The sequence below is a fragment of the Pseudovibrio sp. JE062 genome (genome assembly GCF_000156235.1).
Lineage (GTDB): Bacteria > Pseudomonadota > Alphaproteobacteria > Rhizobiales > Stappiaceae > Pseudovibrio.
The window spans coordinates 457,383-481,461 of sequence record NZ_DS996809.1 but is presented as its reverse complement, the minus strand read 5'-3'; the positions used below and the strand labels follow the sequence as shown (position 1 = coordinate 481,461).

Annotated in this window: 24 protein-coding genes and 1 riboswitch; of the genes, 16 read left to right on the top strand and 8 right to left on the bottom strand. The window is 53.3% G+C overall.

The window, feature by feature from the left end:
- Window positions 1-92: 92 nt before the first annotated feature.
- On the top strand, window positions 93-671 hold the full coding sequence (locus PJE062_RS14640; protein WP_008549990.1) for a DinB family protein: 579 nt from the start codon (window positions 93-95) through the stop codon (window positions 669-671).
- An 89-nt stretch (window positions 672-760) separates the two neighbouring features.
- Here PJE062_RS14640 and PJE062_RS14635 read toward each other — a convergent pair whose 3' ends face one another.
- Window positions 761-1,243 (bottom strand): invasion associated locus B family protein, encoded by a 483-nt coding sequence (locus PJE062_RS14635; protein ID WP_050773929.1) that lies wholly within the window; start codon window positions 1,241-1,243, stop codon window positions 761-763.
- 593 nt (window positions 1,244-1,836) lie between these two features.
- Here PJE062_RS14635 and coxB point away from each other — a divergent pair.
- The 8 genes from coxB (at window position 1,837) to PJE062_RS14600 (ending at window position 8,873) form a co-directional block, all read left to right on the top strand.
- Window positions 1,837-2,760 carry a cytochrome c oxidase subunit II gene (coxB, locus tag PJE062_RS14630; RefSeq protein WP_008549512.1) on the top strand — a complete coding sequence of 308 codons (924 nt, stop codon included), beginning with the start codon at window positions 1,837-1,839 and terminating at the stop codon, window positions 2,758-2,760.
- Between the two features lie 82 nt (window positions 2,761-2,842).
- A complete protein-coding gene (gene ctaD / locus PJE062_RS14625; protein ID WP_008549500.1) occupies window positions 2,843-4,435 on the top strand; it encodes a cytochrome c oxidase subunit I in 1,593 nt (530 codons plus the stop codon).
- 140 nt (window positions 4,436-4,575) lie between these two features.
- On the top strand, window positions 4,576-5,508 hold the full coding sequence (locus tag PJE062_RS14620; RefSeq protein WP_008549593.1) for a heme o synthase: 933 nt from the start codon (window positions 4,576-4,578) through the stop codon (window positions 5,506-5,508).
- 23 nt (window positions 5,509-5,531) lie between these two features.
- Complete coding sequence (locus PJE062_RS26555; RefSeq protein WP_008549643.1) at window positions 5,532-5,687, top strand: hypothetical protein; 156 nt, start codon at window positions 5,532-5,534, stop codon at window positions 5,685-5,687.
- 9 nt (window positions 5,688-5,696) lie between these two features.
- Window positions 5,697-6,320 (top strand): cytochrome c oxidase assembly protein, encoded by a 624-nt coding sequence (locus PJE062_RS14615; protein ID WP_008549936.1) that lies wholly within the window; start codon window positions 5,697-5,699, stop codon window positions 6,318-6,320.
- Between the two features lie 56 nt (window positions 6,321-6,376).
- Window positions 6,377-7,267 carry a cytochrome c oxidase subunit 3 gene (locus PJE062_RS14610; protein ID WP_008549739.1) on the top strand — a complete coding sequence of 297 codons (891 nt, stop codon included), beginning with the start codon at window positions 6,377-6,379 and terminating at the stop codon, window positions 7,265-7,267.
- Between the two features lie 249 nt (window positions 7,268-7,516).
- A complete protein-coding gene (locus PJE062_RS14605; RefSeq protein WP_008549650.1) occupies window positions 7,517-7,813 on the top strand; it encodes a DUF983 domain-containing protein in 297 nt (98 codons plus the stop codon).
- Window positions 7,803-8,873, top strand: a complete 1,071-nt coding sequence (locus PJE062_RS14600; RefSeq protein ID WP_008549794.1) for an SURF1 family protein — start codon at window positions 7,803-7,805, stop codon at window positions 8,871-8,873. The genes PJE062_RS14605 and PJE062_RS14600 overlap by 11 nt, the downstream gene beginning before the upstream one ends.
- A 72-nt stretch (window positions 8,874-8,945) precedes the next feature.
- On the opposite strand, the gene PJE062_RS14595 is transcribed toward PJE062_RS14600, so the two are convergent.
- Together PJE062_RS14595 and PJE062_RS14590 are read right to left on the bottom strand one after the other, a co-directional pair.
- Window positions 8,946-9,431, bottom strand: coding sequence for a peroxiredoxin (locus PJE062_RS14595; RefSeq protein WP_008549580.1), 486 nt, complete (start codon window positions 9,429-9,431; stop codon window positions 8,946-8,948).
- A gap of 193 nt (window positions 9,432-9,624) precedes the next feature.
- Window positions 9,625-10,482, bottom strand: coding sequence for a protein-disulfide reductase DsbD domain-containing protein (locus PJE062_RS14590; protein ID WP_008549578.1), 858 nt, complete (start codon window positions 10,480-10,482; stop codon window positions 9,625-9,627).
- A gap of 194 nt (window positions 10,483-10,676) precedes the next feature.
- Between PJE062_RS14590 and PJE062_RS14585 the strand changes: the two genes are divergently transcribed.
- The 6 genes from PJE062_RS14585 to PJE062_RS14560 all read left to right on the top strand — a co-directional run bounded on the left by PJE062_RS14585 (window position 10,677) and on the right by PJE062_RS14560 (window position 19,099).
- Complete coding sequence (locus PJE062_RS14585) at window positions 10,677-11,270, top strand: YqgE/AlgH family protein (protein ID WP_008549821.1); 594 nt, start codon at window positions 10,677-10,679, stop codon at window positions 11,268-11,270.
- 190 nt (window positions 11,271-11,460) lie between these two features.
- Complete coding sequence (gene thrC / locus PJE062_RS14580) at window positions 11,461-12,867, top strand: threonine synthase (protein ID WP_008549679.1); 1,407 nt, start codon at window positions 11,461-11,463, stop codon at window positions 12,865-12,867.
- A complete protein-coding gene (locus PJE062_RS14575) occupies window positions 12,867-14,138 on the top strand; it encodes a pitrilysin family protein (protein ID WP_008549807.1) in 1,272 nt (423 codons plus the stop codon). The genes thrC and PJE062_RS14575 overlap by 1 nt, the downstream gene beginning before the upstream one ends.
- A gap of 64 nt (window positions 14,139-14,202) precedes the next feature.
- Window positions 14,203-14,850, top strand: coding sequence for a GNAT family N-acetyltransferase (locus PJE062_RS14570; protein ID WP_008549877.1), 648 nt, complete (start codon window positions 14,203-14,205; stop codon window positions 14,848-14,850).
- A gap of 102 nt (window positions 14,851-14,952) precedes the next feature.
- The gene (locus PJE062_RS14565; RefSeq protein ID WP_008550026.1) at window positions 14,953-17,841 is read left to right on the top strand and encodes an EAL domain-containing protein; all 2,889 of its coding nucleotides are present in this window, start codon (window positions 14,953-14,955) and stop codon (window positions 17,839-17,841) included.
- A 229-nt stretch (window positions 17,842-18,070) separates the two neighbouring features.
- Complete coding sequence (locus tag PJE062_RS14560) at window positions 18,071-19,099, top strand: D-alanyl-D-alanine carboxypeptidase family protein (protein WP_247643123.1); 1,029 nt, start codon at window positions 18,071-18,073, stop codon at window positions 19,097-19,099.
- A gap of 15 nt (window positions 19,100-19,114) precedes the next feature.
- Here PJE062_RS14560 and PJE062_RS14555 read toward each other — a convergent pair whose 3' ends face one another.
- From PJE062_RS14555 to ispH, 5 genes are all read right to left on the bottom strand, one after another.
- Window positions 19,115-19,402, bottom strand: coding sequence for a PilZ domain-containing protein (locus PJE062_RS14555; RefSeq protein WP_208982318.1), 288 nt, complete (start codon window positions 19,400-19,402; stop codon window positions 19,115-19,117).
- Window positions 19,403-19,667: 265 nt separating this feature from the next.
- On the bottom strand, window positions 19,668-20,597 hold the full coding sequence (locus tag PJE062_RS14550) for a diacylglycerol kinase family protein (RefSeq protein WP_008549656.1): 930 nt from the start codon (window positions 20,595-20,597) through the stop codon (window positions 19,668-19,670).
- 23 nt (window positions 20,598-20,620) lie between these two features.
- A complete protein-coding gene (gene rnhA / locus PJE062_RS14545) occupies window positions 20,621-21,073 on the bottom strand; it encodes a ribonuclease HI (protein WP_037036996.1) in 453 nt (150 codons plus the stop codon).
- On the bottom strand, window positions 21,070-22,035 hold the full coding sequence (locus PJE062_RS14540) for a homoserine kinase (RefSeq protein ID WP_008549485.1): 966 nt from the start codon (window positions 22,033-22,035) through the stop codon (window positions 21,070-21,072). Before PJE062_RS14540 ends, rnhA begins: the two co-directional genes overlap by 4 nt.
- A 2-nt stretch (window positions 22,036-22,037) precedes the next feature.
- Window positions 22,038-23,033: a 4-hydroxy-3-methylbut-2-enyl diphosphate reductase gene (gene ispH, locus PJE062_RS14535; RefSeq protein WP_198136866.1), complete on the bottom strand. Its 996-nt coding sequence runs from the start codon at window positions 23,031-23,033 to the stop codon at window positions 22,038-22,040.
- 210 nt (window positions 23,034-23,243) lie between these two features.
- Between ispH and PJE062_RS14530 the strand changes: the two genes are divergently transcribed.
- On the top strand, window positions 23,244-23,831 hold the full coding sequence (locus PJE062_RS14530) for a hypothetical protein (RefSeq protein ID WP_008549995.1): 588 nt from the start codon (window positions 23,244-23,246) through the stop codon (window positions 23,829-23,831).
- Between the two features lie 122 nt (window positions 23,832-23,953).
- Window positions 23,954-24,048, top strand: a riboswitch (glycine riboswitch).
- The last annotated feature ends 31 nt before the right edge of the window (window positions 24,049-24,079 follow it).

The window sequence follows — 24,079 nt, the reverse complement described above, 5'->3', positions numbered from 1 at the left end:
CAAAAACCCTTTGCTCGGCCATCATCTTTTTAGGAAAACTAAGAGGGCTCTGGGTTCGATGGCGTTCTATTTCAATGTAATAAGATAATGTAATGACGACACTTCAATACTTTAAAGCACAGGCAAGGAACAACGCTTGGGCCAACTACCGGCTCCTCACCTGCTGTCAAAACCTGTCAAAAGAAGAGCTGACTGCAGAGCGAACCAGCTTTTTCCCCTCCATTTTGATGAGTTTGAACCACATCCTCACCGTTGACTGGTTCTATGTCAGCGCTCTGGAAGGAAAGCCACTCGGCATCCGTGCTTTCGATCCTGAGTACCCATTCGACGAGCTCGCACCGCTTTTCGAGGCGCAAAGAAAGAGCGATACCAAGCTGATTGGTCTTGTTAAAGCTCTGGAACTATCTGATCTTTCGCGAATGCTCGTGCTACGAGATGACAGGCCGATGAGTGAACAAGCGGACCGGATCCTACTTCATCTCTTCCAACATCAGATCCACCACCGCGGGCAAGTGCATGCCATGCTGAGCGGAACCTCCGTCAAACCTCCGCAGCTGGATGAGTTCTTCCTGGGGAATGAGTTGGAACAGGCCGCCCGTAAAGACGACTTTGCAGCTCTGGGCTTTACTGAGGCGGATATCTGGCCTGAGCCTGAAAAGCAGAAGGGCTGAGAAACGGGATCAATGCGCCCTTGAAAAGACAAAAGCCGAAGCGATCAACATCACATCGGCTTTCAGCTTACATTTAAAAGGGCAAGGGCTTATGGAAGAGCCGCAATCGCTTCTTTCAAACCAGTCAGGGAAATCGGAATACCGATGCCTTCTTCTGGTGTTTCAAAGATGATGAAGGTCGCAGTCTGGCCATTGGTCAGCTTGTCGATCAGGTCTTTTTCCAGCATCGCTTCAGAAACACAGCCGCTTGGAGCTGGCAGGCAGCGGATGAAAGGCATACGGCCAACATCTTTGCCATCGACATTCAGGCCAAGCTGCATAGGTAGCAGAACGCCCAGTGGAGCGAGAATACGCAAAACGGTTGCTTGCTGGTCAGCCGTCTTAAGAATGATCGCTGTCAGGCCCACGGTATCGCGCGCAGAATCTGTAACGCTTTGAATAAGAGCACACTGCTCGACGTTGGATCCCGGAGAAGTGGCGCAACGCTGCTGCCAATCACCAAACTCGCCCTTCAGTTCGCCGAGTGCCTGTTGCGCATAGCCTGCACCGGAAAACCCGACGGTGCCTGCCATTGTCATCGCAACTGTTAAAGTCAGCGTGCGTAAAAACTGCTTCAAAAAACCTTCCTCCAGTTCACTGGCTACGCAGTGCCTGTCTCCTCAACCAGTCGGCGAGGGGTGCTTCCCTAAAATATTGGAATACCGCTCCTGATGTCAAAGCGCAAACTGGCATTATTCGCTGTCCACTTAACTGACGGGGAAGGAGGGTTCCGACTCACTTTGTTCACGCCGAGGTAACGATCCTTTTTGCCGATAAAGTGACGATTTGGTGTGTGAAATTAGACGCGTGGATAGAAATGATCGATTTTCTTTATAGGGGAAAGTAACTAGGTGAAAACACCAGAGCGGGCTCAAAATCCCATTGCATCTGCGGATTTCTTATGTTTTTTGTCACCCACATTGATCAAAGTCAAATGATACTGCGACTTATAGTCGCTATAACCTAAGGGGAATCGCGTAGAAACCCTTATTGGGTTAATATGTCGCAGGGATTCACGCAGGTGTGAGGACTGGTCGGACGGGCCAAAGTGGGCACCCCACGTGCGTGAACAAGAAGAGGATTGCCGCTTCGGCGGCATTAAGAGGGACAGGGAGCGCAAGACGTGATGAAGCTCTTGAAGCATCACCTGGCGGCCGTTGCTGCGATTGTAGCAATTGGACTGACGGGTTTTATGGCAGGTGCGGCCAGTGCTGCACAGCCAACGCCGTGGCAGCTGGGTATGCAGCCTGCGGCGACAACAGTGATGGAAGACATTCGCTGGTTTAACGATTTTACCCTTATCATTATGGCCGGCGTGACAGTATTTGTAGCAATTCTGCTGCTCGTTGTGATGATCCGGTTCCGCAAGAAGGCGAACCCAACGCCATCTCGCACTTCACACAACACCATGATCGAGGTTGTCTGGACCGTTGTTCCAATCCTCATTCTGGTGATGATCTCAGTTCCGTCTTTCCGTTTGCTCTTCAAGCAGCTTGATATCCCTGAATACGAAATGACCATCAAGGCTACTGGCTACCAGTGGTACTGGGGTTACGAATATGCCGACGAAGGCATGGAAGACGTGTCTTTTGATGCGTTGATGATTCAGGACGACGAGCGCGCTGGCATCATGGCTGAAAAAGGCCTGACAGATGCAGAACTTCCTCGCCTCCTTGCAACGGACTACAACATCGTTGTTCCAGTCGACACCACCGTGCGTGTTCAGGTGACAGCAGCTGACGTGATCCACTCATTCGCTGTTCCTGCATTTGGCATCAAGATCGACGCCGTTCCATACCGCCTCAACGAAACCTGGTTCCGTGCTGATAACACCGGCATGTTCTACGGCCAGTGTTCTGAGCTTTGCGGTAAGGACCATGCGTTCATGCCAATCGCCGTTCAGGTCGTGACCAAAGAGCAGTACCAGGCTTGGGCCGAAGCTGCGAAGTCCGACATCGACGAAGCGAACACACTTCTCGCAAAATTGATTGCTGATGAGAAGAAGGTTGCTGCCACCGCAGCCACCGACGTGAAGGTTGCGTCCCGTTAATCGGGACCACTGATTTAGCCGAGTATGCGCGCGTCAAGGGCTGCTGCGCATACGAGCAAGAACTTTACGAGGGAGCACAACTATGTCTGCGTCTGAAACGCATGCACATGACCATCCAACCGGATGGGTGCGGTGGGTCTACTCCACCAACCACAAGGATATCGGTATCCTTTACCTGATCTTCGCGATCATGGCTGGCATCATCGGCGGTCTTCTTTCCATCGTTATGCGTATGGAACTGCAAGAGCCGGGAATGCAATACTTCGCAGATCCACACATGTTCAACGTGTTCACCACAGCGCATGCGCTGATCATGATCTTCTTCATGGTTATGCCAGCGTTGATCGGTGGCTTTGCGAACTATTTTGTTCCGATCATGATCGGCGCGCCTGATATGGCGTTCCCACGCATGAACAACATCTCCTTCTGGCTTCTGCCACCAGCATTCATCTTGCTGCTCATGTCCCTGTTCGTACCAGGGCCTCCAGGTGCAAACGGTGTTGGCGGTGGCTGGACCATCTATCCTCCGCTGTCCACCTCTGGTCAGCCTGGTCCTGCAATGGACTTTGCAATCCTGTCACTTCACGTTGCAGGTGCTTCCTCCATTCTTGGCGCAATCAACTTCATCACCACCATCTTCAACATGCGTGCTCCAGGCATGACCATGCACAAGATGCCACTGTTCGTATGGGCAGTACTGGTGACTGTATTCCTGCTGCTGATCTCTCTGCCTGTTCTGGCTGGCGCGATCACTATGCTGCTGACAGACCGTAACTTCGGCACCACCTTCTTTGAAGCTGCTGGTGGCGGTGACCCAATCCTGTTCCAGCACTTGTTCTGGTTCTTCGGTCACCCTGAAGTGTACATCCTGATCTTGCCTGCATTCGGCATCATCTCCCACATCATCTCTACCTTCTCCCATAAGCCAGTGTTCGGTTACATCGGCATGGCATACGCGATGGTAGCGATCGGTGTTGTTGGCTTCGTCGTGTGGGCGCACCACATGTTCACCGTTGGTCTGTCTGCTGACACTCAGGCGTACTTCCTGTTCGCGACCATGGTGATTGCGGTTCCAACCGGCATTAAGATCTTCTCTTGGATCGCGACCATGTGGGGTGGTTCCATCGAGTTCCGCACGCCAATGGTTTGGGCAATCGGCTTCGTGTTCTTGTTCACCGTTGGTGGTGTAACCGGTGTTCAGCTGGCAAACGCAGGTCTCGATCGCGCTCTGCATGACACCTACTACGTTGTGGCTCACTTCCACTACGTTCTGTCTCTGGGTGCCGTGTTCGCGATCTTCGCAGCCTGGTATTACTGGTTCCCAAAAATCTCCGGTTACATGTACTCCGAGTTCCTCGGAAACCTGCACTTCTGGGTGATGTTCATCGGCGTGAACCTGGTGTTCTTCCCGCAGCACTTCCTTGGTCTTGCTGGTATGCCTCGTCGTTACGCTGACTATCCGGATGCATACGCTGGCTGGAACATGGTTTCCTCCTATGGGTCCTATATCTCCGGCATTGGCGTGCTCATCTTCCTGTGGTGTGTTGCTGATGCATTCCTCAAGAAGCGTGTAGCTGGTGACAACCCATGGGGTCAGGGCGCAACCACTCTGGAATGGACACTGTCTTCACCTCCTCCATTCCACCAGTTCGAGATCCTTCCAAAGATCAAATAACTGGCCTGAAATTACCGGGGGCGCTCAATGCCCCCGGTGCTAGCCGAAGCACAAGACCCGGAAGTGCTCCAATGTTCCGGGAATGAAGCCAAGAACGCTGAAAACAGCATAGGCTTCTCCATCGCGACAGAGGTACAGGCATGACAATGCTGGATCAGACACAAGGACTTCAGGAAGACGCTACCGATCTGGGCGGTCGTGGCAGCGTTTCTGATTACATCGCGCTGCTCAAGCCGCGGGTAATGTCCCTTGTTGTGTTCACAGCAGCTGTTGGCCTTGTCATGGCGCCGGGCAACCAGCACCCCTTCCTCAGCTTCATTTCTATTCTCTGTATCGCCATTGGTGGCGGTGCATCTGGCGCGCTAAACATGTGGTGGGATGCAGACATTGATGCTGTCATGTCCCGCACCAAAAAGCGCCCGATCCCTGCAGGTAAAATCACGCGCGAAGAAGCCTTTGCATTCGGCATGGTGCTTTCTTTCGGTTCCGTCCTGACACTCGGTCTGGTCGCGAACTGGGTCGCAGCTGGCCTGCTGGCATTCACAATTTTCTTCTACGTTGTCATCTACACAATGTGGCTCAAGCGCAGCACACCGCAGAACATCGTGATCGGTGGTGCAGCTGGTGCGCTCCCTCCAATGGTGGGTTGGGCAGCCGTCACAGGCGACGTTACTCTGGTCAGCATCGCCCTGTTCATGATCACTTTCACCTGGACACCTCCACACTTCTGGGCACTGGCGCTGGTTAAAAACGGCGACTATCAGGAAGCCGGTGTCCCTATGCTGCCGGTCGTTGCTGGTGAAACCGCAACCCGTCATCAGATCGTTCTCTATTCCCTGCTGCTTCTGCCAGTTGGCATGTCTCCATACTTCCTGGGTTTCGCATCTGCCTTCTTCGGTGTTGGTTCTGCGATCCTTGGTCTGGTGTTCCTTGGCTACGCAATCCGCGTCTGGAAAGTGCGCGAAGGCGATGCAGCTAAGAAAGCAGCAATGTCTCTCTTCAAGTTCTCACTGTTCTATCTCATGCTGATTTTCGCTGGGTTGCTCGCTGAGAACATGATTGGTCTGGTCTAACGCACAACAGGAAAGAGAAGAAAATGAGCAAGCAAAAAGCAGTTCTTTCTGAAGAGCAAATCAAGACCCGTCGTGGCCGTTCTGTGGCGCTTGCAGTCACTCTGGCCGTTCTGGTTGCCATGTTTTACGTCGTCACCATCGTAAAGCTCGGCCCGGGCATCATTGATCGCCCGCTGTAAGAGACGCTGATGACTGATCAAAACTCAGAAACTGCAGAACAGGCAAAAGCGAAACGCAGCAACGCAACCGTTGTCGTGATTTGCGCTGGTGTGTTCTTCGGAATGGTTGGTCTATCCTTCGCTGCTGTCCCGCTTTATCAGCTCTTCTGTCAGGTGACGGGCTACGGCGGAACCACACAGCGTGCGGAAGAGGCATCCGAAACAATTCTCGATCGTGAGATCATCGTGAGCTTTGACGCCAACGTCGCTCCGGGTCTGGATTGGGACTTCAAACCGAAACAGAAGAAAGTCCGCGTGAAGCTCGGTCAGATGACTGAGATCATGTACGAAGCCAAAAGCCTCGCGCAGCAGGTTTCGACCGGAACTTCCACCTTCAATGTGGCCCCTTTCGAAGTAGGGGGCTACTTCAACAAAATTGATTGCTTCTGCTTTACCGAGCAACCGCTCCAGTCAGGAGAGTCAATCGATATGCCGGTCGTGTTTTTCATCGATCCGGAATTGGACAAGGACGAAAGCCTGAAAAACATCAAGGAAATCACCTTGTCCTACACCTTCTTTGAATTGCCGAAAGACGGCGAGGAAGAAACAGCTGCAGTGGCTTCTCCAAGCGACGCGGCCACTGACAAGCTTTAGGTCGCGAGACGGATCTGCTTTAGCAGAAGCGACCTTTTTGAAATGGGGAGAAAGATATGGCTGGTGCGAAGAACCACGATTATCACATTATCGAGCCAAGCCCATGGCCCTTTATCGGGTCTGTTGGAGCGTTGGTTATGGCAATTGGTGCCATTGCGTTTATGCGGATGGGCGAAGGCGGTATCAACTTTTCGTTAGACCTTTCCTACTGGAAAGGCTGGACTGACTTTCAGCCTGTCGGTTTCACATTAAGCGGTTGGGCGCTGTTTGCCATTGGTTTGGCGATCGTTCTCTACACCATGTTTATGTGGTGGCGTGATACCGTGCGCGAGTCCCGCGAAGGTCACCACACCCGCGTTGTGTCTCTGCACCTGCGTTACGGCATGCTGCTGTTCATCCTGTCAGAAGTTATGTTCTTCGTGGCGTGGTTCTGGGCATTCTTTGATGCATCCCTGTTCGCAGGTGAAGCAGCGCAGTTTGGCCGTGTTGAGCACACTGGCGGCGTATGGCCTCCACAGGGCATCGAAACCTTCGATCCATGGCATCTGCCTCTGCTGAACACCCTGATCCTGCTGCTGTCCGGTACAACAGTAACTTGGGCACACCACGCTCTGGTTCATGGTGATCGCGAAGGCCTCAAGTGGGGTCTGATTGCAACCGTAGTCCTTGGTGTTATTTTCACCATCTGTCAGGCCTACGAATACTCCCATGCAGCCTTTGGCTTCTCTGAGAACATCTACGGCGCAACCTTCTTCATGGCGACCGGGTTCCATGGCTTCCACGTGATCGTGGGCACCATCTTCCTCGCTGTGTGCATGTTCCGCGCTCTGGCTGGCCACTTCACCACCACCAAGCACTTCGGCTTCGAAGCAGCTGCCTGGTATTGGCACTTCGTGGATGTGGTCTGGCTGTTCCTGTTCGCGGCAGTTTACATCTGGGGCGGCTAAGCAGCCGGCATTAGCCAGGAGTAGGTCTGGATCTCAGGCCAAAAAAAAACTCGAAAAAGATAAGGGCGGCGCAAGCCGCCTTTTCTATATGTATATGACCTAGGTGTCTGCTGTGCGTTCTCACGGGCACCCTTGGATCCGAGGCTCCACATGAGTGAGAGGAAAAAGACAAAGGCCTTTCAAGGCCTTCCCGCTAATCCATTGTCCGCCGGCCTGCGCGGCAAATGTCCACGATGCGGGGAGGGGCCATTGTTTCAGGGCCTGCTGAAACTACGGGCGTCCTGTTCCAGATGCGATCTGACCTATGACTTCGCAGATTCTGGAGACGGACCAGCAGTCTTTGCCGTTCTCATTCTGGGGTTTATTCTTGTTGGTGGTGTGCTGTTTGTCGAGTTTGCGTATCAACCACCATTATGGCTGCATATGATCATATGGGCACCCGTCACTGTGGTGTTGAGCGTAACGCTTCTGCGCGTTCTCAAGGGCCTGTTGATCGCGTTGCAGTACAAGAACAATGCAGCGGAAGGAAAACTTGATGATCGCTGAGAGGGAGGTTGGCGATGTATCACCTGATGCAAAGCCTGCGCGCAAAAATGATGTCGAATGGCATGAGGAGCCTGAGCCGGTTCCGGAAAACCCATCACAACACACAAAAAATAATAAAGATAACGCCGTGACTGATGATCAATTAGAACATGACGATGAAGAGGCTGGAAATGCTGACGCGAGCAGGTCCAGACTCATACCGTTTCTGAAGCGCTACTGGATCCTGCACCTGTGCGCTGCAATCGGCCTGGCCATTCTAGCAAATCTGAGCTTGTGGCAGTTTGATCGGCTGGACCAAAAAGTTGCGCTGATCGAACGTGCTGAGGTGCGGGCAAAAGAAGCGCCTGTCGCCGCACCTGGACCAGCCACCTGGGAGGAGCTGTCCAGCGACGAGATCGACTACATGCCAGTCGAAGTCTCGGGGCAGTTCATCATAGGTGAGCTGTTCTACTTCGATACGTTGACCAAGCCAAACGGCCCGCTGGGAGGACAGGGGTATTTCGTCTACGCACCGTTCATCACCAATGATGGATGGACTGTGCTGGTCAATCGCGGCTTCGTCCCGATTGATCGCAAGGATTTCAGCACCCGTCTGGGCTCTGCTCCACCGCGCGGTCAGATGACCATTACAGGTCTCGCACGCCGCGCTGAAGTAGCAAGCATGTTCTCAGCTGAGCCGAACCTGAGCACCAATGAATGGTATGTCCGCGAACCAAAGGCCATGGCAGAAGCCATGGGCATGCTGGCTGATCAGACTGCGCCATACACCATTGACTTACAGGAGACAGTCAGTGTCGCCGGTGACCTGCCACAGGCGGGTGAAACGCGCATGACGTTCTCTAACAACCACCTGCAATATGCATTCACATGGGCAGGGCTGGCTCTCACCTTGGTAGGCGTCTATTTCGCGTTCCTGATCAAGGCTTGGTTTAATCAGGACAAGCCGGTCGTAAAAGACGATGATGAGGATGAAGATGACGACTACGATGCGGAAGAAGAAAAGCGAAAAGCGGATCGTTACAAGATGATCTCGGATGCTGCTCGTCGACCTCGCAGGTAGCTTTAGGTTCTTTGGGAAGACTAACAAAAAAGGGGAGCATCGCTCCCCTTAAACGTTCTTGGGTTGAGACCCTTAAAGCTGAGAGAGAATATTCTCAGCAGAAGAGATAGTAGCCTCGCCTGGAGCTTCTTCGATGTTGAGGGAAGACAGCACGCCGTCTTTTACGATCATGGAGTAACGCTTGGAGCGGATGCCCATGCCAAACGCGGATGCATCCAGCTCAAGGCTGATTGCCTTGGTGAAGTCCGCACTGCCATCTGCAAGAAACAGGATCTTATCGTCTGCACGAGTATCACGTGCCCATGCGCTCATCACAAAAGCGTCGTTCACGGAAACCACAGCGATGGTCTCAACACCCTTGGCCTTGATGGCTTCTGCATTGTCGATGAAGCCCGGCAGGTGGTTCAGGTGACAGGTTGGTGTAAATGCACCCGGAACCGCAAACAGCACCACAGTTTTACCGCCAAACAGCTCTTCACTGGTGACATCAACTGGCCCGTCTGCACTCATGGTTTTGAATGTGACAGTTGGCAGCTTATCGCCCACTTGAATGACCATGGAAAACTCCCCAATTTGCTCGTTTGAGGCGTACCTTTGAAAGTGCTTGGGCTTTCAGATCAGATACGCTCAGGACTCTGGATGACAAAATAGCAGACCCTTCCACTTAAGGTCTGCATCTGAAAAGAATCGGGCTCTAGTTGTAGCCGCGAGCTCTTCGTTTCGCAAATACAACTAAAGCCCTTAGAAAAGCTTAGTTTGAAGCTGTGGTTTGAGGAACAGAGACATTCTGCGTTTCCTCAAAGGCGCCATCTTTGGTCACCAGCGTCAGGCGAAGCTCAAGCTCACTCACATCTTCCGGCAGACCGATGTAAGGCAGCGTCCAATGGGCCTTGCCCTTCTTCACAGAAGTTAGTTTCGGCACGCCATGGTAGGAGCCGGCAGGGCCCTCAACAAAAAGCTCCGGGGCTTTTTCTTTGGCAGGCACTTTCGCGCTGATTTCAATCTGGCGTTCCTTGCCTTCACCAACAACCTTGATCTCAGGAAACTGGCTTGGCAGATCACCTTGTGCGATGGGCACCAGTGCAAACGCATCGTTGACCAGCTTGTCAGCAACTTCATCTTTCATGGTTACCGCTGGAAAAACGAGAGAAACCTCAGCCTGCCCAGGAATGCAGATATCCTTACAGATGCCAAAGGTCAGGTTTGCATTCAAAATGGCCGGACGTGCATCGTCCATCCGTTTGAGCAGCACAGGCAGCACCACTTTCTCTGAATAGATCAGAGATGTGGAAAATCCGTCTGAGTAAGCCTTGGGCGCCGGGAACATCAGCTCCGCGCTAGCTATGTTGACTGAATTAACAAAGCTGGCTTCTGTCGGGATACCGGCTTCACCCGGATATCTCCAGTAGGTATGCCAGCCATCTTCAAGGCGAAATTCAATCCCGCCGCGATACAGGCCATCAGGTGTTGGCTCGCTCGCACGAATAAGACGGACAGCACCACCTTGAACTATTACCCATTCAGACACACTTGATGACAAGGCGCTTGAAACAGAGGCGGATAGCACCGCAGCAGCGATGAGGGTCGATTTGAAGAATCTAGAAATCATAGAGTCTATTTAAACGGTCCCTTTTCGAATTCCCATTAAGATTGCCTCTCAGACAATCAATGATCCGTGAACAATCCCATGTTTTTCTCACTGATCATTGATCACCGGAAAAATCCGTGAGTACCTATAATATAATTGCCTCTACACTCAAGTAAGAGGCAATCCGTTCGAAGCATGAGGAGAGCGCCCCCAACATGTCTGGTGAAAAACCGGGTTACATTGACGGACAATATCTCATTGCCATGCCCACAATGGAGGATGGCCGTTTTGCCCATTCCGTCATCTACGTGTGCGCTCACTCTGAAGAGGGTGCGATGGGGATTGTGCTCAACCAGCCGGCCCCTAACATCACATTTGGGCAACTTTTAGGTCAGTTGAACATCATTGATGAGGAAGACGATGACCAGCTGGCCATCGACATTGCAGACCGCAAAGTGTACCGCGGTGGCCCGGTTGATGCTGGTCGTGGTTTTGTTCTTCATTCCGATGATTACTTCCTGGAAGAAACCAGCCTCAAGATTGAGGAGGGTGTTGTCCTGACAGCCACCGTAGAGGTGTTGCGTGCCATCGCAGCAGGTAAAGGCCCCAAGAAGTCCCTTCTGGCACTTGGCTATGCAGGCTGGGCGCCCGGTCAGCTTGAGGCAGAGTTGCAGGCCAATGGTTGGCTCACGTGCCAAACAGATCCTTCGCTGATCTTTGAAGGTGAAGGCGATCAGAAGTGGCACAATGCTCTTGAAATTCTTGGTATCGATCCGGGAATGCTGTCCAGCGACATTGGTCACGCATGATCTTACGTGCCTAAACGAGATTTCGCCGTGCAACTTCTTAAAATTTCTGCTATTTCCCTGTGCGCACTTGAAACACAAATGCGACTGATTTGGGAATCTGTGTTTGGGTTCCAGCTGAAAACCTGAAGAATACCAATAGGGTACGGCACGAAACTACTCTGATTCAGGTTAAGCGAGAAGGGATGTAACGGTGAGATATGTAAGTACGCGCGGCGATGCACCAGAACTCGATTTTTCTGAGGTGCTGCTCACGGGATTGGCACGCGACGGCGGTTTGTATCTACCAAAAGAGTTCCCTCAATTATCTACTGAGGAAATTTCAGGATTTGCTGGAAAGCCTTACAGCGAGGTTGCGCTCAAGGTGATTGCGCCATTCGTTGGCGACTCCATTCCGCATGACGATCTGAAGCAGATGATTGACGAAGCCTACGCAAGCTTTGCGCATAGGGCAGTCACACCTCTCGTCCAGACAGCTCCAAACACATACGTTCTCGAACTCTTCCACGGCCCGACACTCGCATTCAAAGACGTTGCAATGCAGCTGCTTGGTCGCCTGATGGATTATGTTCTTGCACAGAAGGGTGCTCGTGCAACCATTGTTGGCGCTACTTCTGGCGACACTGGTGGCGCAGCGATTGAAGCATTCCGCGGCCGTGAGCGCACCGACGTCTTCATTCTCTTCCCGGAAGGCCGTGTCTCTCCTGTTCAACAGCGTCAGATGACCACTGCGAAGGAAGACAACATCCACGCACTGGCAATCAAAGGCAACTTTGACGACTGCCAAGGCATCCTGAAGGATCTGTTTAACAACTTCTCCTTCCGCGAGCGTGTTGGCCTGTCTGGCGTAAACTCCATCAACTGGGCGCGTATCGTTGCGCAGGTGGTCTATTACTTCACCTCCGCAGTATCTCTGGGCGCACCGCACCGCAAAGTGTCCTTCACTGTTCCAACCGGCAACTTTGGTGATGTGTTCGCTGGCTATGTGGCACAGCAGATGGGTCTGCCAATTGAGAAGCTGGTGATCGCGACCAACACCAACGACATTCTGGCACGTACGCTGGAAACCGGTCGTTATGAGACACGCGGCGTGGTAGCTACCACTGCACCTTCCATGGACATTCAGGTGTCTTCCAATTTCGAGCGCCTGCTGTTTGCGGCGAACGATAAGGACAGCGCCACTGTGAAGAGCCAGATGGACAGCCTCAAGCAGTCCGGCGGCTTCACTCTCTCCGAAAAAGCCCTAGGTTTTATCAAGGAGAAGTTCTCTGCTGGTCGTGCAAGTGAAGAAGACACTGCACAGACCATCACTGATACGCTCAAAGAAAGCGGCTATTTGCTTGACCCGCACACCGCGGTCGCAATCCATGTAGCCAAAGAGCACAATGACGGCGTAACTCCGATGATCGTGCTGTCAACAGCGCATCCGGCCAAGTTCCCGGCGGCAGTAGAAAGTGCATCAGGTATCCATCCTGACCTGCCAGCCCACCTGTCTGATCTGATGGAACGCGAAGAGAAATTCTCTGTTCTTCCGGCAGATGCTCTGGAAGTTGCGAAATTCGTTGAAGGCAGTGCACGTGCCGTGAAAGCAGGCGTTTAATGGCGGTCAAACTAACAAAACTAGAAAATGGCCTGACTGTAGTTACTGATCAAATGGAGTACCTCAAGACAACGGCTCTTGGGATATGGGTGAAAGCTGGCTCCCGCTCAGAAGGTGAGCAAGAGAACGGCATCACACACCTGCTTGAACACATGGCATTCAAAGGCACCACCAAGCGGAATGCCCGCGAGATTGCCGAGGAAATCGAAGCCGTTGGCGGCGAGATGAATGCCTCCACAAGTGTTGAGCATACAAATTACTACGTGCGCACACTGGCCGATGATGTGCCTCTGGGACTGGATATTCTCTCCGATATCCTGCAGGACTCCATCATCGATGCTGATGAGCTCGCGCGTGAAAAACACGTTATCCTTCAGGAAATTGGCGCTGCACAGGACACGCCTGATGATCAGGTCTTTGATGTTCTGCTGGAAACCGCATGGCCAAACCAGCCACTCGGTCGCCCGATCCTTGGAACTCCGGAAACCGTAAACGGCTTCTCCGCAGACGCGATCCGCCAGTACGTTGAGCGCAAGTACACCGCATCCGACATGGTACTCGCCGCAGCAGGTGCTGTAGAGCATGAAGCGCTTGTAGATCTGGCAAGAGCCAACTTCTCCAAGCTTTCCAACTCTGCACCGGATGAAGACAATCTGGCTCAGTATGTGGGCGGGGAAGGCGCCATTGAGCGCGACCTGCAGGAACTGCAGATCATCCTCGGTTTCGAAGGCTTGCCTTACGAGCACGAAGATTATTACGCCGTTCAGGTGCTGGCTTCCATCCTTGGCGGTGGCATGTCCTCGCGCCTCTTCCAGGAAGTGCGTGAAAAGCGCGGCCTTTGCTACTCTGTCTATGCCTTCCATTGGGCCTTCGCAGACACTGGCTTCTTTGGCGTGCATGCTGCAACCGGACCGGAAGACGCCGCTGAACTGACAGAAGTGCTTGTCGATCAGCTGAAAGAGATCGCAAAAGGTGTTTCTGAGAAGGAAGTGTCCCGCGCTAAAGCACAGCTGCGCTCCGGCTTGCTGATGGCTCTGGAAAGCCCAGCAGCACGTGCAGGACAGCTGGCGCGTCAGGTGATGATCTACGGTCATCCGGTTGCGATCGAAGAGCTGGAGAAGCGCCTCAACGCCGTTTCTGCTGATCGATTGCAGGTGCTGGCTGAAAAGCTGTTTGCCACCGACAATCCCACATTTGTGAAGGTTGGACCGAAGGCACCTATGCTAAATTATGCTGAACTAAAAGAGCGTTTGGCTGGCATCAAGGCATAAGCCTGTTGCATTTCAGGCTACGCTTTCTGCATAATGGAGCTCTAGTTTAGAGGGGAGAGAAGCTGTGTCATTTTTTAAAACAAGCACATCTCCCCAGTCTCTTGCGACTCTGACCACCCAGCGCCTCTATCTGCGCGCACCCTCCATGGCGGACTTCGCCCAATGGGCTGATCTTCGCGCACGCAGCAGAGACTTTCTGCAGCCATGGGAACCGACATGGCCAGCCGATGACCTGACCAAGACGTCCTTTCGCAAACGCATCCGTCGCTACAATCGCAACATACGCGAAGGTTCTCACTATCCATTCTTCCTGTTCAATCGGGATACGGATGAGCTGCTGGGTGGCCTAAACCTCTCCAATGTCCGACGCGGTGTCGCGCAGGCAACCTCATTGGGCTATTGGATGGGCGCTCAGTTTGCAGGTAGTGGGTACATGAAAGAAGCGGTCACACGGGTCTGCTGCTTCTGCTTCAATGATCTGCACTTGCATCGTATCGAAGCCGCCTGCTTACCCTCCAATGAAGTCTCCAGAGCACTTTTAACAAAGGTCGGATTCTCTGAATTGGGTTACGCACCTTCCTATTTGTTCATCAACGGAATGTGGCAAGACCATATTTTGTTTGGCAAAATCCGGGATTCTGCGCCTTTACCAGCCAAAGTGCTGCCACAATCAGAGGCAGATGGGGATAAATTGCCTGTAACACATGCTTGAACCATGAAACTGGCGCCTTGACGATGTAATGATCTTGGCAAGGAATTCAGTTAATTTTTCGTTATCGTGGAGAAGCCGGTGTCAGGGACTTATTGTCAGCGCATGCAGAACGTTATTCAGGCTGTTCTGTTAAGCGCTCTCCTGCTCATTGTGGTTGCATCACAAGCTCTAGCTTTGGAGGCGATTGTCGTCCCGAAGGACGTTGATGCACTCGATCTGACCGGCTCTGTCGATATCTATCCAAACACCAGTAAAAGCATTCAGGTCTCCACCGCTCCAGATTCTGATGGCATCGTCCGCCGCATCGAGGTGCGCTCCGTTGATGATACCGCCAGCTCCTGGGCTGTGTTCGCACTCTCCAACCCGGGTGAAGAGCAGATCGACCGCTTGCTTGTTGCGCCGTACTACAAGATGACCGGCGGTGGTGTGCTGGTGCCGGACCTTGGACAGCGCCGCATCGTCTCCCTGACACCGAGTCAGGGCATCCCGCCAATCCGCGAGCGCAGCACCGAAGCCGACATCTACCGCATCACGCTGGATCCAGGTGCAAACGTAACTTTCATTGCAGAAGTGAACACCCCAAGCCTGCCGGAAATCCGCCTTTGGAAGCCTGAGGCCTACAAGGACAACATCAACGCCTATACGCTTTACCGCGGTATTGTGCTTGGTATCGCAGGCCTGCTAGCGCTGTTCCTCACTATCCTGTTTGTGGTGAAGGGAACCGTCCTGTTCCCAGCGACAGCAGCGCTTGCATGGGCTGTTCTGGTCTATTTGTGTATCGACTTCGGGTTCTGGAATTTGGTCTTCGGGCGAACGCTGGGGGATGACCAGCTTTATCGAGCGGTCGCGGAGATCAGTCTGACAGCCGCCCTTGTGGTTTTCCTTTACGCCTATCTCGGCCTTAACCGCTGGCACATTCATTACACGCACCTTGCCATTGGCCTGTTCATCACAGTGATCAGCCTGTTCGGTCTGGCCCTTTGGGACCCAACCATCGCAGCGGGTATCTCTCGTATCCTGATGGGCGGTGTGGCGATTGCTGGCTTTGGCGTCATTCTGATGCTCACCGTCCGTGGGTTTGAGCGCGCGATTATGCTGCTGCCGACATGGTTCCTGTTCCTCGCATGGCTGTTTGCAGCATGGATGGCAACAACCGGCATGCTGCAGAGCGATCTGGTGCAGCCAGCTTTGGCAGGTGGTCTCGTTCTCTTTGTTCTGCTACTCGGCTTCACGGTCATGCAGCACGCCTTTGCTGGCTCCGGTCTCTCCCACTCCGTGGTGAGCGATGTTGAGCGCCGCGCGCTGGCTCTGACAGGCTCAGGCGACATCATCTGGGACTGGGATGTGGACCGTGACAAGATTCACACCAGCGGCGGCCTTGAAGAAGCGCTTGGCATCAAGCCGGGCCTCCTGGATGGACCCGCGCGCCTCTGGCTCGAAATTCTGCACCCGCAGGATCGTGACCTGTTCCGTGGCACTCTGGATGCTGTAATCGACCACCGCCGTGGCCGCGTCAATCAGGCGTTCCGCCTCCGTGGAGAAGACGGCCATTACCGCTGGTTCAAGATGCGCGCCCGTCCGGTGCTCGGCTCTGATGGGGAAGTCATCCGCTGCGTTGGTACGCTGCTGGACATCACCTCGCAGAAGACCGCTGAAGAACGCCTGATGCACGATGCCGTGCATGACAATCTGACCGGCCTGCCAAACCGCGAACTGTTCATGGACCGTCTCGTCGCTGCGCTGGCTCGCTCCAGAGCAGAAGGCAGCGGCAACCCAACTGTGATCCTGATCGACCTCGACCGCTTCAAGCAGGTCAACGACAGCATCGGCCAGACCGCTGGTGACTCCATGCTGCTCACCGCAGCGCGTCGCCTGTCTCGTTTGATCAAGCCACAGGACTCCCTGTCTCGCATCTCCGCAGACACCTTCGCGGTGCTCATGATCTCTGAGCAGGACGCAACCCGTATTGCTTCCTTTGCAGATGAGCTGCGCAAGTCTCTGCGTACACCAGTCACCTTTGGCGATCAGGAAGTGTTCCTGACGGCGTCCATTGGTGCTTCAATCTTTGACGGTGGCCCTGAAAAAGCAACGGATCTGATGCGCGATGCTGAAATCGCACTCAACCACGCCAAGCGCCTTGGTGGGGACCGCATTGAGATCTTCCGCCCGACACTGAAGCCAGTGGCCAGCAATACACTTGCTCTGGACAACGACCTGCGCTCCGCTCTTGAGAAAGATGAGATCAAGGTTGTCTTCCAGCCAATCGTGCGTCTGTCTGATAAGACCACTGCGGGCTTCGAAGCTCTGGCGCGCTGGGAACACCCAAGCCGCGGCCTGATCCCACCATCCGAGTTTATTCCGGTTGCTGAGCAAAGCGGCCTGATCAACGAGCTCGGTCTACGTGTGATGGAAAAAGGCGCGCGTCAGCTGGCACAATGGCAACGCGAGTTTAAACACGCTCTGCCGCTGTTTGTCTCCGTAAACATCTCAAGCCGCCAGCTGCTGAAGCCTGATCTGATCAACGATGTGAAAGCTGTTCTGGCACGCACCGCGCTCACTCCGGGCTCCCTGAAGCTGGAACTGACCGAGTCTCTGGTCATGCAGAACCCAGAATTCTCCGTGCAGGTTCTTGAACGCCTGAAAGGTCTGGGTGCTGGTCTGTCTCTTGATGACTTCGGCACCGGCTATTCATCCCTGAGCTACCTGCAGCGCTTCCAGTTCGACACCATCAAGATCGACCAGTCCTTCGTCCGTCCAAACGGCCAGAGCGCACGCCCTGTCATCCTGCGCACCATCGTTGCACTGGGCCATGATCTTGGCATGGAAGTGGTTGCTGAAGGCGCTGAAACTGAATCCGACGCGCTGGAGCTGTTCCAGCTGGGCTGCGAGTACGTGCAGGGCTTCCACTTCGGTCAGCCAATGCGCGCTGCTGAAGCTGGCCGCATGCTCAAAGAGCAGTTCGCTCAGCAGGACCGCAGTAATCAGAGCTAACACGGGCTGTCAAAGCCAAAAGGCTCCGAGTGGTTACAAGGGAATTTTGTGATCACTCGGCTTTAGCAGCATTGCTGGAGAAATTTTGATCATTCACCTCTGTGTATTCTCTGAATAACTCAGGTGGTGACACACTCGAGGCAATTTTCTAAGGGCATCTGGTCCGGCTCTCTTTTCCTTATCTGAGTTTAATAGCTGCATGTTTTGTTTTGGTAATGCGTGTCGAAAAGTGCACGCCGCTCTGGGCCTGATCCTGATTTCATATGGTAGCCTCGCACCAGCAAGTGCCACACCATCCTTGCTGCTGAATCTGGACACGCAGAGTGTGCTCTATGCGGAAGATGCTGGCGATCCGTGGTATCCGGCTTCTACTACCAAGCTGATGACAGCGCTTGTCACCTTCGAAGCTCTTGCAAACAGAGAAATCGACCACGAAACGTCTGTGGTGATGTCGCCATGGGCAATGAGGCAGGCCTCTTTGAAGTCGGGCCTGAAGGTCGGAAGCGTCATGACGCTGCAAGATGCCATTTATGCGGTTCTTGTCGGGTCAGCCAATGATGTTGCCGTTGCACTTGCAGAGAGCGTTGCCGGCAGCGAAGAGGCCTTTGTGCAGCGGATGAATGCCACAGCACGGCGCCTTGGCATGACAGCCAGCCATTTTGCCAATGCCAATGGATTGTTTGATGCCACCCAGCAAACATCCGCCCGTGATCTGGCCGTACTGGCGCGAGAAATCTACCTAGGTTACCCGCAGTATCACGACGTGTTCGCCACATCGAAAGTCACCATTGATGGCAAGGCAATCACATCCTTCAATGAGTTGCTCACAAGACTGCCGGGAACCGTTGGTATGAAGACAGGCTTTGTTTGTTCCTCGGGCCGTAACATCGTTGCACTGACAGACCGGGGAGGGCAGCGCTATATGGCCGTCGTACTCGGAGCAACAACCGGGCGGGAACGCAGCGAACGGGCTGCAAAACTTCTGACTGAGGCTATGACTGGAGAGTTGGGACCAAATGGTCAACAGCTCGAGGATATTGCAAACGACCTGCAGCGGCAGCCTGAAGACATGCGCAAACGGATTTGCACCAGCCAAAGCAAAGCCTACGAAGCGCAACAGAACAAGCGCTACCCAATGGGGATCGGCAAGAACAAGAGCTACCTGAAAGCCCGCACAGAGCACAAAAGCTACAGCATCCGTACATGGAAGGTTGCGATCGGTTTTGGAAGCCCGCTGCCAACGCCTAAACCACAGTAACTCACCCAGCTACGCTCAAAGGCGAGCAGGTTTGGACGTGAACTTGATGCCTGCTTCTTCGCAGTGAAGCCAGACAATCTTGCCCGTGAACGAAAGCTTGCGGGCTGGCACCTGAATCTTCACGCTAGACCCTGAAGTCAACTTGCCCGTGTTGACCAGCAAACGGCATCCGCCATTGCTGATGTCCTCAATCACACAGGATCGGTTGAAGTTGTCTGTAAACAACACTGCAGGCCAGTGGCAGGAATGCCGTTTATGGCCTCTGTTTTCTATCTCTAAAAGTTTCGGTCGAGGCAACATCATGAGACCGCCGGCCTTTACGTCAAAAATGCAATAACTAGAATCGTTAGTTTGGAAACTTACATACGCAGTATCAACTATATATTGCGCAGATGTTAACGCGTGACCAGGTAGCGTACATTGCTTAAGCTACTCATTTCACGAGCTAAATTGGAAAAGTTTCAACTCTAAAATATGTAAGGGTGACGTGCAGGTTATAACCTGCGGGAAGCACTACGTAAATTTGAGGTTGTAGCCATCAAATGAAGCGCAGAAGGGAAAGACTGTTCTAGTTTCCGCAGATCACAGTCAGTTCACAGTCACCGACAGAAACTTCAAGCGGTGTCCCGCCAAATGGCTCTCCATCAATCTGAACAGCCGCAGCACGATAGGCTTCAATGCGAGCTGTTTTGATGGTCCGGCACTCAACATTGCGCGATTTTACCACGCTGCCAGTAAGTAAGCGGCATGCGTATTTGAAGAGCGCCCAGGCACCATCCTCTTTGAAGGTGAGTAGGTGCAACTGCTTCTCCAAAATAGAAGCCTCAGGCACCACCAGATGTTTTCCGGCGTAGTAACGGCCATTGGTGATCAATGCCATGGCGCACTGCAGTTCTTCACCATCAGCTCGCACTTTAAAGCTGCCTTTGCGGCGAGAGAACGCCAGCTGAGCAGCTATGAAGAGAGACGCAAAGCGACCATAACGACGCTTCAGGCGCAATGGTACGACATGCACCATTTCTGCATCAAAGCCCGTAGACGTCGATAGGAAAAACGGTCGCCCATTGGCATAACCGTTGTGCAGCTTCTGCGTCTTACCGGCGATGATGGCCTTGGCGATCTCTTTCGGCGCGCTCGGCACGCCTAGTTCATGTGCCAGTACGTTGGCCGTGCCAAATGGGATGATCGCAAGATGCGGCTTCATTCCACGCCCCAGCATGGCAGAGGCTGCTTCACTGACGGACGCATCACCGCCAGCAATCGCCAGAATATCCGTATTCAGGTCTGGATCAGTGCAGGTCTCGGTAATCTCACTGGCACGGTTGGTCAGCTTCAGCTCCACCTTCATCCCAGCCTCTTCCAGACACTTCACGATCTCCGTGATGCGCTGAAAGCGGAAGGACGTGGCCGTTGGATTTGCAAGAATAAGCACGCGTTTGGCTTTGCGAGGCTTCTTCTCAGGTTTATCCAGCCGGGAGCGGGGAAGCGGGCTTTCCATGCGTGCGTCCGAACCTTCCCGACTTACTTGGACTTCTGAAAGGGCTTCATACCCTTCCGTGCCAGCTCATCAGCGCGTTCGTTCTCTTCGTGTCCGGCGTGGCCTTTCACCCAATGCCATGAAACATCATGACGCTGTGCAGCCGAATCTAGCTGCTGCCAGAGATCTGCGTTTTTGACCGGAGAGTTGGAGGCCGTCCGCCAACCTTTACGCTTCCAGTTGTGCATCCACTGCGTGATGCCGTTCTTCACGTAAGAGCTGTCGGTATACAAATCCACCGCGCAAGGACGCTTCAGGGTTTCGAGTGCCTGAATAGCCGCCATCAGTTCCATACGGTTGTTGGTCGTGGCTGACTCGCCGCCGCACAGTTCTTTCTCATGCTCGCCAAAGCGAAGCAGCACACCCCAGCCTCCAGGCCCGGGGTTGCCGGAGCACGCTCCGTCCGTCCACGTCTCAACACGTTTGGTATCGCTCATTTATCCAGCCCGTATGCACTCGCATTGGATACGCCACGATGGAACCTAAGTTTGCGCAGGTATTCAAGTGGATCTTTTGGAACAACCAGCGCGCCTTCCGGCACAGACAGCCAGTCATAAAGACGTGTCAGCAGGAAGCGCAGCGCAGCACCGCGGCACAGCAACGGCAGATTGTCGAACTCCAGCTCGCTGAACGGACGCACACTGCGATAGCCTTCCAGCAGCGCACGTGCTTTTGTCACGTTGAACATGCCATCCGGCTCAAAGCACCACGCATTGATGCAGATCGCCACGTCATAAGCAAAGGCATCATTACAGGCAAAGTAGAAGTCGATCAGGCCGGAAAGTTCCTTGCCCAGATAGAAAACGTTATCCGGGAACAGATCCGCGTGAATCACACCGCTTGGTAGATCCTTAGGCCACAGCGCCTGCAACTCATCCAGCTCAGCTGTCAGCTCTTCAGCAAGGCCCGCCTTCACCTCATGCGCACGGTCGCGGCTTGCATCCAGCAAAGGCGCCCAGCCATCAACGCTCAGGGAGTTTGGACGCTTGATCTCAAAGTCAGCGCCAGCCAGGTGCATCCGCGCCATGCCTTTGCCCAGCTCAGAGCAATGCACCAGCTGCGGTTTGCGTACCCACATACCATCAAGGAATGTGACCATGGCAGCAGGACGTCCTGCCAGCTCACCCAGCATCTGCCCATCGCGATCAATCAGCGGAGTAGGGCAGTTGAGGCCTTTCCCGGCGAGATGCTGCATCAGGCCCAGAAAAAACGGTAAATCATCAGGATTAACGCGTTTTTCGTAGAGCGTCAGGATGTAATAGCCCGTCTCCGTATGAACCAGATAGTTGGAGTTCTCAACGCCTTCGGCAATGCCCTTGTAGGAGAGCAGTGCGCCAATGTTGAAACGGTCGATGAAGGCGCCCAGCTCTTCATCGGAAACATCGGTATATACAGCCATAACTATTCTGCCGCGCTTGTTCCGCTAGGTGCAGGAGCAGCCCGTAACTCTTTCGGTAGATTGAATGAAATGTCTTCTTCAGCAGTTGTAACGGTTTCCAGTGTCACATCAAAATGCTCACGGAAGGCTTCAACAATTTCTTCAACGAGGATCTCAGGAGCAGACGCACCGGCAGTGATGCCAATGGTCTTCACACCTTCAAAGTCACCCCAGAAAATCTCGGAGGCGCGCTGGATCAGGAATGCCTTTTCGCAACCAGCCCGCTCACCAACTTCACGCAGACGCTTGGAGTTGGAGGAGTTCGGCGCACCAACAACAATCATCGCATCGCATTTAGGCGCAATTTCCTTCACCGCATGCTGACGATTGGTGGTCGCATAACAAATGTCATCCTTGTGCGGCTTCGCAATAGTCGGGAAGCGCTCTTCAAGGATTTCGACGATCTCTTTGGTGTCATCAACAGAAAGTGTGGTCTGTGAAATCCAGGCCAGCTGACGATTTGTCTTTGGCTCAAATGCGCGTGCATCTTCCGCAGTCTCAATCAGAGAGACACGCCCACGCGGCAACTGACCCATTGTGCCAACGACTTCCGGATGGCCTTTGTGACCGATCAGAAGAATTTCACGCTCGCGTCTGTCATGCAAAATTGCTTCTTTATGCACCTTGGAAACCAGCGGACAGGTCGCATCAAGGAAGAAAAGATTACGCAGGCGTGCAGCCTCCGGAACGGACTTCGGCACGCCGTGAGCAGAGAAAATCACAGGACGGTCATCAACCGGGATCTCATCCAATTCCTCAACAAAAACAGCACCTTTGTTGCGCAGGCCCTCAACAACATACTTGTTGTGAACGATCTCGTGGCGCACATAAACAGGAGCGCCATACTTCTCCAGAGCGAGGTCCACGATCTGAATCGCGCGGTCAACACCGGCACAAAAGCCGCGTGGAGCGCAAAGTAAAATTTTGACCGGTGCCTTCGGGGAGGGCGTAACCTGCATGATGTATTCCTGAATTTTGACTTTGAGCAATTGAAGGATGTTGGCTGTCTCTGTCAAGAAAAAGAGTTTTTAATCGGGCATCAAGCGCTGATTTTCTCCAATATTCAGCCTGTCAGCTTCCTCCAATGTGTTTCAGGTGACTGATGTATCTCGCCATTTGCGTTTGCGGCTGATATAGAAACAAAAACTGCAGATAAATTTGGGATTCGTATGGTGGGCAATTTATTGGCAAAATCACTGCTCAAAAACACAGGACGGGCAATTCTTCTGGCAGCAATCGGTGCATCTCTGGCAGGCTGCGGAAGCTTCATGTCATCAGATGCTGAGCTGGAATCTTCTTCAGCAAATCCGCCTGCAACAGAGAAGACCTTTGATCTGTCCGTGCTTCAGGCTCCCGCCTTATGTCCCGCCTTGCAGGAACTTTCAGGAACAACCATCCTGACCAAATACCCACGCGGCAAAGAGAAGACACCTGAGAATCTCAGCTATCAGGCAATCATCACCGATTGGGCACGCACCTGTAAAAAGTCAGGCCAGAACTCAGCGATGAAACTGGGTATCGCAGGTACAATTACCCCTGGTCCGACGTGGAAAGGGGGCGAAGTACTGCTTCCTGTGCGTGTAGCAGTCACACAAGATGTGGATGGCGGAGAAAAAACAATCTACTCCAAACTCTTCAGCGTTCCTGTCACTTTAGGGGCCGGATCGCCGTCTGCGACATGGGCATTTGTGGAAGAAAATATTATTCTTCCGAATGAACCGGGACAAAATGTCGTCTTTGGATTCGACGAAAAGTAAAAAATAGGTTAGTAAGGGTTCACAGCTTGGCGTCATAGTGTCGCGCCAGCCTTTCTCAGGGGCACGTTGCAGCCGTTGAGAAGGAATACATTCGCCGGTTCTGAGAGGAGGGCTGGCGAGTGCAGAGCTGTGCGGGAGAGAATAAGCCACCCATTGGGTTATCGCCGAAGGAGCAACCGCCCCGGAAACTCTCAGGCAAAAGGACCGCATAGTAAGCAACACTCTGGAAAGCAGTGCCGAGCGCGCTA